The following is a 15,146-nucleotide window of genomic DNA, read 5'->3' as shown; positions in this document are numbered from 1 at the left end:
GACCTGGGTGCGTTCCGCGTCGTAGTAGCTGGCGAGCCCATAGACTTCCGCATAGTCGACATCGGTGTCGAAGTAGCGGGTGCTGCTGCTGAAGGTCACGTTCGGGCCGAAGCGCTGGGTGAGCAGCACCGTGCCGGCCTTGTAGTCGGTATCGGTGTGGTTGAAGCCCGGTTCGCCGAGGAACGTGTCGGACGAGATCTTCTCGCTGTCGTTGTCCGCGCCGATGGTCTTGCTGATGGGCAGGTAGGTCTGGCTGCCGAGGCGGTCCTTCTGGTAGAGGCCGATCAGCGTGATCTCGGTATCCGGGCCCGGCTTGAAGGTCACGGCAGGCATCGCCAGCAGGCGGTCGTTGCGCTGGCCGGGCTGCTGAAGCTCCGCATCGCGCGCCACGCCCACGAAGCGGGCGGATATGCCATCGGTGATCGGGCCGGTGACGTCGAGATTGAACTGCTTCATCGAATCGGTGCCGACGATCACATCGGCCTCGCCGCCGAAGGTCTCCTGCGGACGCTTCGAAACGCCGTTGAACAGGCCGCCGGCACCGCCCGCGCCGTAAAGCACCGAGGACGGTCCGCGCAGTACCTCGGCGCGTTCCAGCGTGAAGATGTCGAGGCGGCCGCCGTAGACGAAGCTGGGCATCCGGTTCACGCCGTCGAGATACTGGACGGTGGCGAAACCGCGCGCCGCGAAGAAGTCGCCGCGGGTATCCACGCCCTGCGTCTCGGTGGAGACACCGGCGCTGTAGCGGAACACATCCTGGAAGTTCACGGACGCGCGGTCGGTGAATTCCTCGGTGGTGATGACGCTGACCGACTGCGGCAGCTGCATGATGTCGGTGTCGGTCTTGGTGCCGGTGTTGGAGCGGCCGGTGGTGACGATGATGTCGGACTTCGGATCGGCCTCGGCCTGCTGGGCCAGTACCGCGGACGGCAGGAGCGCGACGCCGCAGCAGGCGGACATGACGGTGAGGCGAAGGCGCGCCATGCGGACGCGACCTCGCGAGCTGTACGGGATGCCCATGTTATTCCCCTTGTTCAAAGACGTGGAACCAGATCCCGTGGCTGTTGTTCTGGCCTCCGGGAGGATCCTCCTGCTGAGCCCGCATTCAACAACAGGGCGGCCCGGGAACCACGTCATAATCAGGGTAATCGGGGTGTTTCGACGGGTAAGGTCGCGGCCTGGAGAGGGTCAGGCACCGGTTGGAGGCAGTAAATCCGCCTCTTCGGCGGGAGCGCTCCGCCCGGAAGCAGGCCCCGCTCATGCGAGACGCGCACCGCGTCGCGGCGCTTGTCGACGCCGATCTTGCGGAAGATCGACTTCAATCGATACTTCACCGTATCGGGCGACATGCCGATCAGCCGGGCGATCTCCTTGTTGGAGTAGCCATGGCTGAGATGAAGGAGGATTTCCGCTTCGGCTTCGTTGAGCACGCCGTCGTCCGGGGGCTGCGCCTGACATGACAAGGCACGCGCCAGTCCGCCAAGGAACTGCGCGCGATAGCGGTTTCCTTCGCCTGCTCCGCCGCCCGCATGATCCAGCGCGCCCTGCACGAAGCCGCGCCAGTCCACGAACGGACGCACCAGCGACTGGAACATGGCATTGCCTACGGCCTCGTCGAAAGCGGCGCGGGAATCGCTTTCTTCTCCCGCTTCGCGCAAGGCGTGGGACTGAAGGATGAGGATATCGACCAAGGCGCGGCCGGCGCCGTGTCGTTCCGCCCAGCGCCGGAGCACTGCGATATCCGCAAGCGCGCCTGCATGATCGCCCGCCGCCAGCCTGAGTGCCGCGCGGCACTTCGCGGCGGCGGTGGCGACCGGGCGGTAATGCGGCGATTCCAGCGCCATCTGGTCCGCCAGTCCGTCCAGCCCGATGGCGCCGGCGGCGTCTATTGCCGTTTCGAGCGGGCCCTGCGCCGCGATCGTGATTTCGAGCCTGCACAGGGCGGCAAGCAGGGCGAGCTGCCGGAACCGGCGGGCCGCGGCGACGGCCTGCGCGCGTTCCAGGATCGCGAAGGCCTCCTCCGGCGCATGGCGTGCGGCCGCGCAGCGCGCGGCGGTGAGGTAGGCGGCGGCATAGACGTCCACCCAGCCGTCGGACTGCTCCATGTGCGGCAGCGCCCAGGCCAGCAGCGCGCCCGCATCCTCGATCCGGTTCTGCTCGTAGAGGATCTCCGCCTCGAAGCCGCGCAATTGGCGGCAAGGTCGGAACGGGGGCCGAAATGGGCCTCGATCAGCGTGCGGGCCGAGGCGATGATTGCGGCGGCATCGTTGATGCGCCCCTGGGCATGGCGGATACGCGCTTCGAGGAAGTGAGTGAAGACCTCGCTATAAGGCGATCCCAGCGCCTGATAATGCCCGCGCGCGTTGAGCACCGGTTCCAGCGCACGCTCCAGCCAGCCACCTTCGAGGTACTTGGCGGCGAGGGTCTCGGTGAAGTTGGCAAGCACGAAATGATCGTCGGCGGGGAGGGTGCGCAGCAGGGCCTCGCGCGCCAGCAGGTCATCCAGCGTGACCGGCAGGTTTTCGTAATCGGCCAGAGTGTCACCCACCACGCGCAGTTCGGTGCGCAGGTCCGCCGGCACTTCGCCGTCCATGGCCTCGGCGGCTAGCCTGTCATAGGCTTCTCGTGCGGCGGCCAGTTCGCCGTGCTTGATCTGGAGGTAGATCGCCGCGAGCCCCAGCCTTGCGCTGGCCGAGATCTGGTGAGGGGATATCCGCCCGAGTGCCGTTTCGATCATGGCCTGATGGCCCTGCGGGATCAGGCGCCAGCCGCCGCTCTCTTCCAGGATCGTGCCGACCAGTTCGCGGTCCTCGGCAAGCAGGGCATGCTCGACCGCCGCGGAAATCGCGCCGGAATCGGCGAAATGGCGCGCGGCGCGCCCATGCAGCAGCCGAAACCGGGCAAGATCCTGCCGCGCCAGCCGGTCGCGCAGATATTCGGCGAAAAGCTGGTGGTAGCGATAGGATTCGCGAGCCTCGCTGGCGGGGGCAAGGAAGACGCCCTGTTGCTCCAGCCGTTCGAGCACGAGCCAGCCGTCGGTCCGGTCGCACAGTGCATTCACCGCCTCTCCCGTCAGCCGGTCGAGCAGGGCGGTGCGGATCACCAGATCCTGCGTTTCCGGCGGCAGCGATGTGAGCACCTGCTCCGACAGGTAGCGGGCAAGATCGGAACTGGAGCCGCTGAAGCGCTCCATCAACTTGATGTGATCGATCCCGCGCTTGAGCGAGAGGGAGGTGAGTTGCAGCGCGATCGGCCAGCCTTCGGAACGTTCCACGAGGCGTTGCAGCACGTCGTCCGGCAGTGGCGGCACGTCCGCGCGGTCCAGCAGGGCTTCGGCTTCGGACCGGTTGAACTTTAGATCGTCGCTGGTCAGTTCGATCAGCTGTTCCTCGGCGGCGAGCATCGACTGGCCCAGCCAGGGATAATCGCGCGAGGCGATGACGAAGTGGCAGTTGCCGGGCGCGAGCCGGATCAGGGACTGGAGGAAGGCATTGACCTCGCTGCCCTCCGCGCGATGGAAATCGTCGAAGATGAGGACGACCGGGCGAGGTTCGCGCGCGATACGGTTGACGATCGCGGAAAGGGCGGAGCGGGGCGGCAGGTCGGCCGCCGTGTTTTCGCCGTCCTCCCCGGCGGATTGCCCCGCCGCTTCGTCCAGCGCGAGCAGGATGTAGCGCGGCAGGCGCTGGAGGTCCGAATCCTCCCGTTCCAGGGTAAGCCATGCGGTGACGATGGCGCCATGTTCATGGCGGCTGCGCCACTGCGAAAGCAGGCTGGTCTTGCCGTATCCGGCCGGAGCATGGATCACCGTCAGCCGCCGGGACAGGGCGCCGTCCAGCCGTTCGAGCAGGATGTCCCTGCGGATCTGGCTCCCCAGCCAGATTGGAGGGGCTACCTTTGTGCGGATCAACTCATGCACGCGTCATCGTCCTGTCGCGAAACCCGATTATACTGTTTTCAGGCGTGCTCTCCCTTCGTGGAAGCCTATGTCACGCAGCGGGGATGCTCAAGGGGCGATGCTTGCCGCCTGCGGTCGCTACCCGCGCCGGGGTGCCCGATTACCCGTTTTGCCACGAACCGCACCCGTCTTGCGCGTTGCCGCCGACCCGGCCAGCCTCCTACCCCGTTGGCATTGCTTTCCCGTGGTGCTGCAAGGAGGTTCGTGTGCGGATTGGCGTCGATGTCGGGGGTACGAACACCGACGCGGTACTGATGGACGGCGGGCGCGTGCTCGCCTGGACCAAGCAGCCGACCTCGGCCGATGTGGAGGGCGGCGTTACCGCCGCGATCCGCGCGGTGCTGGAGGATTCCGGCACGAGCGCGGCCCATGTCTCGTCCGTGATGATCGGCACCACGCACTTCGTGAATGCCTTGGTGGAGCGGCGTGAACTGGACCGTGTCGGCGTGCTGCGGCTCGCCAGCCCGTCGGGAGAGGCGCTGCCGCCGTTGACCGGCTGGCCGGAAGACCTCGCCGCCTGCATCGGCCGTCACTATCACCTGCTTCCCGGCGGCTACGAGGTGGACGGGCGGGAAATGGCGCCGCTTGACGAAGTGCGGCTGCGGGATGCCGCGCTGGACCTGAAGGCGCGCGGCATCGCCGCGATCGCCGTGAGCTGCGCCTTCTCGCCGATCAATGCGGCGATGGAACAGCGCGTCGCTGCGCTTCTACGCGAGGTCTGGCCGGAGGCCGCCATCACCCTTTCGAGCGAGATCGGCCGGATCGGTTTCATCGAGCGCGAGAATTCCGCGATCCTCAATGCGGCGCTCACCAGTCTGGCCGCGCGGGTTGTCCGCTCGTTCGGCCGCGCCGTGGCGGCTCTCGGGATCGAGGCGCCGCTGTTCATCTCGCAGAACGACGGTACGCTGGTTTCCGCCGCGCAGGCGGAAGCCTATCCGGTGATGACTATGGGCTCCGGGCCGACGAATTCGATGCGCGGCGCCGCGTTCCTCAGCGGCGTGGCCGATGCGATCGTCATGGACGTGGGCGGCACCACGACCGACATCGGAGTGCTGGCTTCCGGCTATCCGCGCGAATCCTCGATTTCGGTGGATATTGGCGGCGCACGGACCAATTTCCGCATGCCGGACATTCTCGCCATCGGTCTCGGCGGCGGCACGCGCATTCACCTCGATCCCGCGCTTTACGAAGCCGGGGAACCGGCCGGGGCGGCGCTGCGTGTCGGCCCGGATTCGGTGGGCTACCGGCTCGCGCAGGAGGGGATGTTGTTCGGCGGCCAGACCCTGACGGCCAGCGACATCGCGCTGCGCACCGGGCAGGCCGATTTCGGCGATCCCGCACTGCTTCCGGCCATGTCCGACGCGGTCGTGGCGGCGGTTGACGGACGCATCCGCGCCATCCTCGAGGAGGGGCTGGACCGCATGAAGACCGGCCGTGACAAGGTGACGATCCTTGCCGTGGGCGGCGGAAATTTCCTCATTCCCGACAGCCTCGGCGGTGCCGCGCAAGTGATCCGCCCGCCTCATGCCGTGGTGGCCAATGCAGTGGGCGCGGCCATCGCGCAGGTCGGCGCGCAGGTCGAGCGGGTCGTCAGTTACGATGCCCTGGCCCGCGAGGAGGCGATCGAGCAGGTGGCCGCGCTCGCACGGGAGCAAGTGCTGGCGGCGGGCGGCGATCCGGCGAGCCTGACCCTTGCCGATGTCGAGGAAACCTATCTCAGCTACTTGCCGGGCCGCGCCGTGCAGATAAGGGTTCGCGCAGTTGCGGACCTTGCCTTCGAGGCTCCTGCGGGCGGCGAAGCGGCAGCCATCGGAGTTCCTCATGAAGCTTGACCGTCAAGCCCTCGGCGACCTTGCACGCGGCGCCGCTTTCCTCGGATCGGGCGGCGGCGGCGATCCCTACTACGCGCAGCTCCTTGCCGAAGCGGAATTCGAGCGGCGCGGCCCCTTCGAGGTGATCGGCCTCGATGCGCTGGCCGACGATGCCCTCGTGGTGCCCTGCGGCTGGATCGGCGCGCCGACCGTCTCGGTCGAGAAACTGCCGAACGGCCGTGAGGCGGTGGACGGGCTGAAGCGGCTGGAGCAGATCGTCGGGCGCCGGATCGACGCGGTGATCCCCATCGAGATCGGCGGCAGCAACGGCCTGGCACCCCTGTTCGCCGCCGCGCAGTTCGGCGTTCCCGTGCTTGACTGCGACGGCATGGGCCGCGCTTTCCCGGAATCGCAGATGGCGATCTTCAACATTCGCGGCCTGTCCGCCTGCCCCTCGATCCTGACTTCGGCCTGCGGCGCGCTCAGCCTGATCGAGACGGACGACAATCTCATGCACGAACGGCTCGCCCGCGCGCTTTCGGTGGCGGTGGGGGGGATCGCGCACCTCGTCGAATATCCGCTGACCGGGCGGCAGGCGAAGGACCATGCCATCCACGGCACGATCAGCGCGGCACGGGCCGCCGGCGCCGCGATCCGCGAGGCGCGCGAGAGCGGGCAGGATCCCTTCGCCGCGATGTTCGCTGCACTGGCTGCCACCGGGCTCTATCCCCAGGCGGGCGTACTGTTCGACGGCAAGATCGTGGATATCGAGCGCGAGACGCGAGGCGGTTTCTCGGTAGGCCAGGTCTCGTTCGAGAGTTTCGACGGCACGAGCCGCATGGAGCTGGACTTCCAGAACGAGAACCTCATCGCCCGCCGCGACGGGCGGGTGGTGGCGATGGTGCCCGATATCCTGACGGTGATGGACCGGGAAACCGCCGACAGCATCACCACCGAGCGACTGAAATACGGCCAGCGCGTCAAGGTGGTGGGCGCGGCGGCGCCGGCCGCCCTGCGCGAACAGCGGGCGCTGGACTTCGTCGGCCCGCGCGCGTTCGGTTTTGCCGAAGACTATGTACCCATCGAGGAGATCGACGCTTGGCTGAAACCGTGAGCGGGCCTGCAGGCGGCCCGGACGCCCATCACGAACCGGGCGACCAGTACGCCAATGCCCCGCTGCCGGAGCGACTGACCGTGGGCGGCTGGCGGGTGGCGCTGATCATCGCCAGCTTCTCGATCTCGCTGCCGACGTTCCTGAACGGCGCGCAGACCTCGCTGGCGCTGGGCCTGTGGCCTGCGGTGCTGGCGGCTTTCCTTGCCGGCGCCTGCCTGTGCCTCGGCGGCTGTCTCACCTCGCTGGTGGCGGTCCGTTCGCGGCTCAACACGTATCTGCTGATCCGCCGTTCGTTCGGACGGGGCGGGGCAGGACTGGTGAACGTCATCATCGCGGCGGTGCATTTCTGCTGGTTCGGCGTGAACGTCTCGTTTCTGGGGGACGCCATCGCCGCCGCGGGCGAGGGCTTCGGGTTCGCGCCCGATTTCCCGGTCGTGGTGATCTGCGGCGCGGTGCTGATGGCGCTGACCACCCTGGTCGGTTTCCGGGCGCTGGACCGGTTGGCGATGATCGGCGTGCCGCTTCTGGCGGCGATGATCGTCGCCGTCTGCGTGGCAGCTGCCCGCCGCCACGGGATCGTGCTTGCCGCGCCCGCGCAGAGCGAATTCCACATGACTTTCGGCATAGCGCTTTCGGCGCTGATCGGGGCTGACATGCTGACGATCACCACCCTGCCGGACCTTTCGCGCTACACCCGGACCCCGCGCGGCGCGGTGATGAGCATGGCGCTGTCCTACCCGATCACCGCGCCGCTGCTGATGGCGGGCGCGGGCATCGCCGCCCTGGCGACGGGCGAGACCGACATCATGCGCATGATAACCGGCTTCGGCTTCGGTGCCTGGGCGCTGCTGCTGCTCGTCATGCCGACATGGACGCTGAATTCGCTCAACCTCTATTCCGCCAGTCTCTCGCTTCCGCGACCTTCCCGCGCGTGCCGCGCTGGGCCTTCATCCTGCTGGGCACGGTGATCGGCACCGGCCTCGCGCTCGCCGGGATCATCGAGGGGTTCATTCCCTTCCTCGTCCTGCTCGGCGTAACGATCCCGCCGTTCGCGGCGATCTATGTGATCGACGGGTTGACGAGGTTCAGGGGCGCCGATTCCGCGCGTTCGATCGAGAACCTCCAGGGCATCCACTGGCCGGCGGTGGCGACGTGGGCGATCACCAGCGGTCTGGCCGCGATCGCGTTGCATCATGACTTCTCGATCAGCACGGTGCCCGCGCTTGACGCCACGGTCTTCGCGAGCCTGCTCTACCTCGCCCTGCTTCACCTGGCAGGGCGGCGCCCTTTCGCAGCTGTCCCTGCCTGAACGGGGTTCAGGCAGGGCGGGTGCTTGCAACCTAATCGAGCGCGTCTCCCAGCGGCTGGCCGTCAACGAAGACCTGGCGGCGCTTTACCTCGCGGACTTCCACGCGTCCGGCTTTCAGCGCGGCTTCGATGCGGTCGTGCGCTTCCTTGCCGGTGATAAGCGGGCGGGCCGGACTGGTGCTCCACCTGCCGCCCTCCTTCTTCCACAGGCTGCTTTGCGTGCCGGTGACGATCACGGCCTCCTTGCTCCCCGGCTGGTACAGGACGGTGCAGGCATCGCCGAGCGAGCAGGCGTTGTATTCCAGCAGATGCTCCTGCAGCGCTTTGGGGAGCTGCGTGCCGCGCGGCAGGACGAGCAGCCGCTTCGGGTCTATCACCGGATTGTCCTGTTCTATCGAGACAGGATCGATGGCCCAGCGGCTTTGCGCATCGAGCGCCTTTTTCGCGGCCGCCCGGATGTCCGGCGTAGGGCCGCCAGCGGCAAGCTTCCGTGTGGCCGCTTCGCCCGCGCGGCCGAAGTCGAACCGCAGGGCCCGCCAGTCGAACTTGTCCGGCGAAGTCCGGCCGCTGTTCAGGCGGGCGACCTGATCCTGCGCGGAAAGGGCGCCGAAGTTGATCAGCGGTGTCGACAGGACAAGCGCCAGAAGGCACAGCCCGCCTGCGAGGCGCAGGTTCGCCAAGCGCAGGTGCGGCGCGGCCGCCACCCTCCAGTGCAGCAGCACGACGAGGTAGGCGAGTCCGTAAGCGCAGGCGATGCCGGTGAAGACCACGGCCCAGAGCCGGTCCGGCGTCAGGCCGTATTGCTGGATGCGCAGGCCGGTGGAAATCGCGGCGATCACGCCCAGCGGCAGCATGGCGACGCTTAGCGCCGCGACGCTGCCGCGCAGGACCGGGCTGCGCGGCTCATGCGCGGTTTCGTCACCGATCACGGCATTGGCAAGCGAGAGGGCGCCGATCACGCAGCCGAGCAGGATCGGGCTGGTAGAACGGGTTGCATCCCACAAGGGCGCAAGGCCAGTGAACGGGATCGCCGCAAGGAAAACCAGCAGTCCGATCGCCAGCACCGGGGCAAGGACCGAGAGGATCGTCGTCACCACCCGCTGGAGCAGCCGCAGGATGCCGTCGCGATCGCGCAGCAGCCCGATGCCGGCCCCCAGTGCGGCGCCGGTAAGCAGCAGGATCGCCCAGTTCTTTTCGATCAGGTCGTTAAGGAGGTTGATGCCGATGAGGCGGAACAGCTGCCCGAGCAGCAGCACCATGGCCCAGCTCACCCCTACGAAGACCCAGGCCGCGCACCATAGGACGACATTGGTCCAGGCATGGCCATGAGCCTCGGGATAGGGAATGGCGAAACGCCGCCCTTCATCCGCGCTTTCCGCAGCGGTCCGCGCATCCCGCCAGGCCTGGAACAGCGGGGCGGCGATGACGACGGCCAGCACCGCGCAGACGATCCGCCACGGCTCCTCGCCCCTGGCCGCACCGAAAGGCCCGTTCCAGTAGATCGTCAGCGCCACTACCGCCGCACCGATCGCCGCGCTGGCTACGCTCCAGTGAATGCGCGTGCGTTCTACCAGAAACCCGAAGATCAGCGTGCCGATGCCGATGAAGGTGGCCATCGCCATGCGCAGCTGCATGGCGTCAAGATTGCCGACGCAAGGTCCGGCGGGACGATCCAGTGGACCGCGAGACCGGCCAGCCCGCCCAGCAGGGCCAGGCCCCAGGATCGCAAGGGCCAATCGGCGGCAGGTTCGCCGGATGGCAGTGCTTCGGAACTTTCGGGGCTGGTCATCGCCGGTCCTCTCGATCTTGGAAGGTCGCGCTCTAGGTTCAGCAAGCGCTATCTTTAAATTAAGCGATGTTCAATATAAAATTGTACGCTGTACATTTTTTAAGAGGCGATTAGAATCGCCGGCCATGGGAAGACGATCCGACCACAGCCGCCAGGAGCTGGAGCAGATGCTCATCGTAGAAGGCCACAAGCACATGGCCGACGTCGGTTTTTCGCGGTTTTCCGCGCGCGAGGTGGCGAAGCGGATCGGCTACTCGATCGGCACGCTCTACAACGTGATGGGCAATTACGACCAGCTCATCATCGCCATCAACACGCGCACTTTCGTATTGTGGACGGACTACATGCGCGAAGCGCTGGCCGCTTCGGGCGAGGATCGCGTGCGCTGCCTGGTGGAAGGTTATTTCGGTTTTGCCCGGGCCAATCGCAATGCCTGGACGGCGATCTACGACCATCACCTGCCGCCTGACATGGGCCTTCCCGAAGAGCATGACCTGATCCGGGGCAGGCTGACCGATCTCGTGGTGGAGGAAGTGGAGAAAGTCCTCCCTGCGGACCTGCGGGCAAAGGCGCCCCGGCTGGCGCGGTCGCTGGTGGCGACGGTCCATGGCCACTGCGTGTTCGATATCAACGGCAGTTTCGCGCTGATGGGCGAACGGGAGCCGGTGGAAATGGCGCTAGCCCGTGTGCGGGAAAGCCTGGCCGCCGTGCAGGCCGAAGATTGAAGCAGCCGCTTTCCCGCCTTCGCTTCGCATCGGGTTCATCCATAATAGTCACACCTCCGGCGCGCCGCGTGACGCGCCCGATGTGCTAGTCTCCGGCGCCAGCAGCAACTGAAAGAGTCGCTGGAGCCATGACGGAACCGCTCGACGAGGCGAGGCTTCATGCCTTTGTCGGAAAGATGCTGGGAGATCTCGGCGGCGCGCTCAGCGTGCCTACCGTCAGGATCGGAATACGACTTGGCCTGTTCGATGCGCTGGCGCAGGCACCGGCTTCGGCCGAGGAACTGGCAGGCCGGGCCGGGGGTCTTCACGAACGCTATGTCCGCGAATGGGCCATGGCGCAGGCGGCGAACGGCTATCTGGCCTACGATCCGGCGAGCGGCAGGTTCAGCCTTTCACCCGAGCAGGCGATGGTGTTCGTTCACCGGGACAGTCCGGTCTATCTTGCCGGAGCGTTCGAACTTGCCGCTGCGATGATCGAGGCCGAGCCGAAGGTGGAGGCGTGTTTTCGAACCGGGGAAGGGGTGCGCTGGGGCGACCATGCCGGATGTCTGTTCTGTGCCACGGGGGCGTTTTTCCGCCCCGGTTACGTCAACAACATCGTGCAGAACTGGATACCCGCACTTCAAGGTGTGGAGCAGCGGTTGCGCGCCGGCGCGCGGTTGCGGACGTGGGCTGCGGCGTGGGATTCTCCACGCTGCTGATGGCAAAGGCTTATCCCGAGAGCCATTTCACCGGATACGATTTCCACGAACCGTCGATCGAGGAAGCGCGCCGTCATGCTGCCGAACATGGCCTTGCTGAACGGGTCGACTTCCGGGTCGCCAAGGCGAAGGACATTGTGGAAACCGGGTTCGACCTCGTGACCATGTACGACTGTCTGCACGACATGGGCGATCCGCGCGGCTGCGCTGCTCAAATGAGGCGGATTCTGGTTCAGGGCGGCACCTGGATGATCGTCGAGCCGATCGCGGGAGACCGGCCAGAAGACAATCTCAATCCCGTCGGGCGGCTCTATTACAATGCCTCCACGATGATCTGCGTTCCGACTTCGCTCGATCAGGAGGTGGGTGAGGGGCTCGGGGCGCAGGCGGGGGAAGCGAGGCTGGCGCAAATCCTTCATGACGGCGGTTTCCACACTGTCAGGCGGGCCACGGAGGGTCCGTTCAACATGGTTCTGGAAGCCCGGTAGACCGGCTCGGAAATTCCCGAACTGCCAGCTTTGTAAATACTATTGCAAATCATTAGCGTCAATTATAGGCTTCTTCTCCTTACTGGAAGGAGCCGTCCATGCGGGTGCAAACCTCGATCCCCGTCCTTTCCGCTGCTTTCGCGTTCCTGCTTCCCGCCACGGCACTGGCGCATCCGGGCCATGAACATAGGGCCAGCTTCATCGAAGGGCTCGTGCATCCGCTATCCGGAGCCGATCATGTTCTGGCGATGGTGCTGGTGGGTCTGCTCGCCGTGCAACTGGGCGGGCGGGCGATCTGGATTTTGCCGGCGACGTTCCTTGCCGGCATGGCGGCGGGCAGTTCGATCGGCGCTGCGGGGATCGGCGCGTCGGCCGTCGAATTCGGCATCGCTCTATCGGTTATCGCGCTCGGTTTGATCGTCGCGCTGCAGGCGCGCCTGCCGCTGGCGGCAGCGGCAGTGCTTGTCGGAGCCACCGCACTCCTCCACGGCCATGCCCACGGCGCCGAAGCGGACGGGATGGTGTCCAGCCGCTATATCCTCGGCTTCCTTGCCGGCACGCTCGGCCTTCATGCGGCAGGCATCGCGGCGGGCGTCGCCATGGCGGGGCTTGCGCAGGGACGCGCCCGTTCGGCAGCCCGGATCGTCGGCGGTGTCGCGGCTGGGGCCGGGTTGCTGCTGGCGGCGGGCTGATTGCTGTTCGCGCTTTGTCGCCGTTTCGGCAATGTCGCGGTGGATGGAAGCTGTGCCCGCGCGATCGCGCTGCGGTTCATTGACGAGTTTTCTCCCAGACATTGAGGGATTGCCGATGTTCTTCATCAGAAACATGCTCGACCGGATTCCCGGCATCGAGGAAGCCCAGGCCCACTGCGACATTCCCTGGAAGATCTACGATCCCGGCCCGGCGCTGATCGCGGCCGTTTCGGTGGTGCGGATGATGGATATTCTTCACGAGATCGCGGCGAAGGTCGATGCCGATCCGGTGTCCCGGCACAACACCATGTCGCGCAACATCGCGATGAAGGAGATCGAGGCGGAGAAGGTGAAGTCCGAAATCCGCGTTATCTGGGGCGACTATTTCAAGGCGCCCCAGATCGAGAAATATCCCGAGATCCACGACCTGGCGCACCGGATCATGATGGTCGGCAGCGCCTGCAAGCAGGATGTGCACCGGGCCGACGGCGAAAAGCTGGTCGAACTGGTCAATCGCTTTGCCGAGATATTCTGGGCGACCAAGGACATCGAGACGGTGCGCCGTCCCTGTCCCTATCCGCCGTCGATCGAGGTGGTCTACCCGGTGCTGTGAGCGCGGGCTGGTGGCTTGGCTGGATGCTGGTCCGGGTCAGGGGGCGCAGCATGCTCCCGACCTTGCGCGAGGGTGACTACATCCTCCTGCGGCGGCGCGGGCGCTGGTTTTCGCCGGGTGAGGGCGACATCGTCTGTGTGCACCGGTGCGGAGAGCCGATGCTGGTCAAGCGGCTCGGCAGGCGGGCGGGTGATGGCACATATGCGCTGTCGGGCGATGGTGCGGCCTCGCAGCCATCGGTCGATCTGGGCCGGGTCTCCCCCGAAGAGGTGGTGGGCCGCGCTGTCGCCTGCCTGTCGGGGGGATCGATCCGTTTGCTGAGGCGCAGGCCGCGCCGCGCAAGTCGATGCCGCTTTACGCGCTGAATCTTGCGTGTCGCGCAATAGAAAGAAGTTCGGGTGAATTGCCTTGCGCAGTTTCGCGAGTCTCACGGCATTTCGCGTCCGTTGCGATGCAATGGAGGGCTGAGTTGTTGTCACCGCAAGCGTGCGCCTCAGCCCGGATCGGGGCCAATTCGCCGTCGTGATTGCCAAGAGGATGGCAGTCGAACCGGCAGCGGTATCCGCCTGTATCGACATTAAATCCGTAGAAATCGGCCGTTTTAAGACATTTCGTAGCGGAAGGACGCGTCTTGCGTTGGACGTGCAGGGGCACACTTTACGGCTCGGGGAAGGCCAAATCGGTAGGTTGCGCGATTTGCAACCGAAGGCGAGGTGCTTGCATTTGCAGCGAGAGCCATCGGGGATCACATAGCAGACATGTTGCAATGCAGCAGAACGCTGCTTCACGAGGTATCCCGATGTTCTCTCTGATGTCCCTCTATTTCGCCTATCGCCGCGATGTCGTGATGGCCGAACGTCACATGCCCGCTCTTGCGGAAACCGCTGCTGCTGCTGCCGAAGCGCCCGTCGCTGCCGAGCCCGAGACTGTTGCCCGCGAACTGCCGCTGGCCGCCTGAGTGCCAGGGGCGCGCGCGTGATCGCACGCACACCCTTGGACTCCTGATGCAGGTTGCCCGTTAGGGGGCCTGCCGCGCGGATGATCGATTTCGGCCCGCGCCGCCGCCATCGCCAGCCGCCTCTATTCGCAGCGCGCATTCTTGCGGCTGCACTTTTTCCCAGTCGCGAGGATCGACGCGCCGGATAGCGCGCGCCGCGAATGTCGGTGCGGGCGGGCGAACCTCAGCGTTTCGCGCCCTCCGCCGTGCTTTCCTGACGCCATCCGCCGCCAAGGGCCTTGAACAGGTCTACCCGATCCGATGAGAGCTGCGTGAGTGCGGCTGCATGGACGGAGCGTGCTTCCAGCATCGCCGATTGCGCCACCAGCAGGTCGAGCAGCGAGATCGAACCCGCGCGGTAGCGCAGGTCGGCAAGGGCCCACGCCCGCTGGGCGCTGGCTTCGGCTTCGGCAAGATCGTCGAGACGGCGCTGGCCCTGGGCCACGCGGGCAAGCGCCTGTTCGACTTCCTTCAGGGCGGTGAGCACGCGGCCGTCGAACGTCGCCAGCGCCACGTCGCCCTGCGCTTCGGCCTGCCGCAACCGCGTGCGTGCGGTCGCCATGTTGGGGAAGCTCCACGAAACCAGCGGGCCGAGCGAGAAGGACAGGGAATCACTGCCCTTTACCGTTTCGCTGCGCAGGAAGCCGCCAAAACCGCCAAGGCTGATCCGGGGATAGAGATCGGCCGTCGCCACCCCGATCCGCGCGGTGTCCGCCGCCAGCCGTCGTTCGGCCTCGCGCAGGTCCGGCCGCGCCGCAGCAGTGCGGCGCCGTCTCCTATCGGCAGGGCGGTGCGCCGGCGAGATCGGGCGGGCGGGAACAGGCCTGCGCCGCAGCGGGGACGGAACGGCGGTGTCTCCCCCAGCAGCCGCCGCCAGTTCGAACAGCGCGACCTGCCGCTGCCGCTTCCAGCTGCCGGGATGGCCGCGGCGGGAACCGGGCCGCCGGCGG

At 66.5% G+C, this 15,146-nt stretch carries 14 protein-coding genes and 2 pseudogenes; 11 read left to right on the top strand and 5 right to left on the bottom strand.

Going from position 1 to position 15,146, the window contains the following annotated elements; genetic code table 11:
* Positions 1-543: 543 nt before the first annotated feature.
* From ADT71_RS33375 to ADT71_RS33370, 3 genes and pseudogenes are all read right to left on the bottom strand, one after another.
* A pseudogene (locus ADT71_RS33375) lies at positions 544-828 on the bottom strand (TonB-dependent receptor plug domain-containing protein); the annotation flags it as partial.
* A gap of 311 nt (positions 829-1,139) precedes the next feature.
* Positions 1,140-2,189 carry a helix-turn-helix transcriptional regulator gene (locus ADT71_RS30220; protein ID WP_197282973.1) on the bottom strand — a complete coding sequence of 350 codons (1,050 nt, stop codon included), beginning with the start codon at positions 2,187-2,189 and terminating at the stop codon, positions 1,140-1,142.
* A gap of 1,268 nt (positions 2,190-3,457) precedes the next feature.
* Positions 3,458-3,919: pseudogene (locus ADT71_RS33370) on the bottom strand (AAA family ATPase); the annotation flags it as partial.
* A 245-nt stretch (positions 3,920-4,164) separates the two neighbouring features.
* Here ADT71_RS33370 and ADT71_RS09185 point away from each other — a divergent pair.
* Genes ADT71_RS09185 through ADT71_RS32050 form a run of 4 tightly spaced genes read left to right on the top strand, consistent with a single transcriptional unit; the run spans position 4,165 to position 8,192 of the window.
* The gene (locus ADT71_RS09185; RefSeq protein ID WP_054436348.1) at positions 4,165-5,790 is read left to right on the top strand and encodes a hydantoinase/oxoprolinase N-terminal domain-containing protein; all 1,626 of its coding nucleotides are present in this window, start codon (positions 4,165-4,167) and stop codon (positions 5,788-5,790) included.
* Complete coding sequence (locus ADT71_RS09180) at positions 5,780-6,883, top strand: DUF917 domain-containing protein (protein ID WP_054436347.1); 1,104 nt, start codon at positions 5,780-5,782, stop codon at positions 6,881-6,883. Before ADT71_RS09185 ends, ADT71_RS09180 begins: the two co-directional genes overlap by 11 nt.
* The gene (locus ADT71_RS09175) at positions 6,868-7,851 is read left to right on the top strand and encodes a cytosine permease (RefSeq protein WP_197282972.1); all 984 of its coding nucleotides are present in this window, start codon (positions 6,868-6,870) and stop codon (positions 7,849-7,851) included. Before ADT71_RS09180 ends, ADT71_RS09175 begins: the two co-directional genes overlap by 16 nt.
* A complete protein-coding gene (locus ADT71_RS32050; protein ID WP_197282971.1) occupies positions 7,815-8,192 on the top strand; it encodes a hypothetical protein in 378 nt (125 codons plus the stop codon). The genes ADT71_RS09175 and ADT71_RS32050 overlap by 37 nt, the downstream gene beginning before the upstream one ends.
* A gap of 31 nt (positions 8,193-8,223) precedes the next feature.
* Here the strand turns inward: ADT71_RS32050 and ADT71_RS09170 are convergent, their stop codons facing one another.
* Positions 8,224-9,813: a DUF4153 domain-containing protein gene (locus ADT71_RS09170; protein WP_231635752.1), complete on the bottom strand. Its 1,590-nt coding sequence runs from the start codon at positions 9,811-9,813 to the stop codon at positions 8,224-8,226.
* A gap of 292 nt (positions 9,814-10,105) precedes the next feature.
* Here ADT71_RS09170 and ADT71_RS09165 point away from each other — a divergent pair, with 292 nt between their 5' ends.
* The 7 genes from ADT71_RS09165 to ADT71_RS32045 all read left to right on the top strand — a co-directional run bounded on the left by ADT71_RS09165 (position 10,106) and on the right by ADT71_RS32045 (position 14,157).
* Entirely contained in the window at positions 10,106-10,705 is a 600-nt protein-coding gene (locus ADT71_RS09165) for a TetR/AcrR family transcriptional regulator (RefSeq protein ID WP_054436345.1), read from the top strand.
* Between the two features lie 128 nt (positions 10,706-10,833).
* Positions 10,834-11,406: a hypothetical protein gene (locus tag ADT71_RS33365; RefSeq protein WP_231635751.1), complete on the top strand. Its 573-nt coding sequence runs from the start codon at positions 10,834-10,836 to the stop codon at positions 11,404-11,406.
* On the top strand, positions 11,313-11,894 hold the full coding sequence (locus ADT71_RS33360) for a class I SAM-dependent methyltransferase (protein ID WP_231635762.1): 582 nt from the start codon (positions 11,313-11,315) through the stop codon (positions 11,892-11,894). The genes ADT71_RS33365 and ADT71_RS33360 overlap by 94 nt, the downstream gene beginning before the upstream one ends.
* 98 nt (positions 11,895-11,992) lie before the next feature.
* On the top strand, positions 11,993-12,586 hold the full coding sequence (locus tag ADT71_RS09155; RefSeq protein ID WP_054436344.1) for a HupE/UreJ family protein: 594 nt from the start codon (positions 11,993-11,995) through the stop codon (positions 12,584-12,586).
* Between the two features lie 115 nt (positions 12,587-12,701).
* Positions 12,702-13,199: a superoxide dismutase, Ni gene (sodN, locus tag ADT71_RS09150; RefSeq protein WP_054436343.1), complete on the top strand. Its 498-nt coding sequence runs from the start codon at positions 12,702-12,704 to the stop codon at positions 13,197-13,199.
* 23 nt (positions 13,200-13,222) lie between these two features.
* Positions 13,223-13,564 (top strand): S24/S26 family peptidase, encoded by a 342-nt coding sequence (locus ADT71_RS09145; RefSeq protein ID WP_132469226.1) that lies wholly within the window; start codon positions 13,223-13,225, stop codon positions 13,562-13,564.
* Between the two features lie 434 nt (positions 13,565-13,998).
* The gene (locus tag ADT71_RS32045) at positions 13,999-14,157 is read left to right on the top strand and encodes a hypothetical protein (RefSeq protein WP_197282970.1); all 159 of its coding nucleotides are present in this window, start codon (positions 13,999-14,001) and stop codon (positions 14,155-14,157) included.
* 223 nt (positions 14,158-14,380) lie between these two features.
* On the opposite strand, the gene ADT71_RS09140 is transcribed toward ADT71_RS32045, so the two are convergent.
* A partial coding sequence (locus ADT71_RS09140; protein ID WP_231635750.1) for a TolC family protein occupies positions 14,381-15,146 on the bottom strand: 766 nt, incomplete at its 5' end.

The sequence above is a fragment of the Novosphingobium sp. ST904 genome (assembly GCF_001298105.1).
GTDB lineage: Bacteria > Pseudomonadota > Alphaproteobacteria > Sphingomonadales > Sphingomonadaceae > Novosphingobium.
The sequence above is the reverse complement of the archived record's forward strand: the minus strand, read 5'-3'. Positions and strand labels throughout refer to the sequence as shown.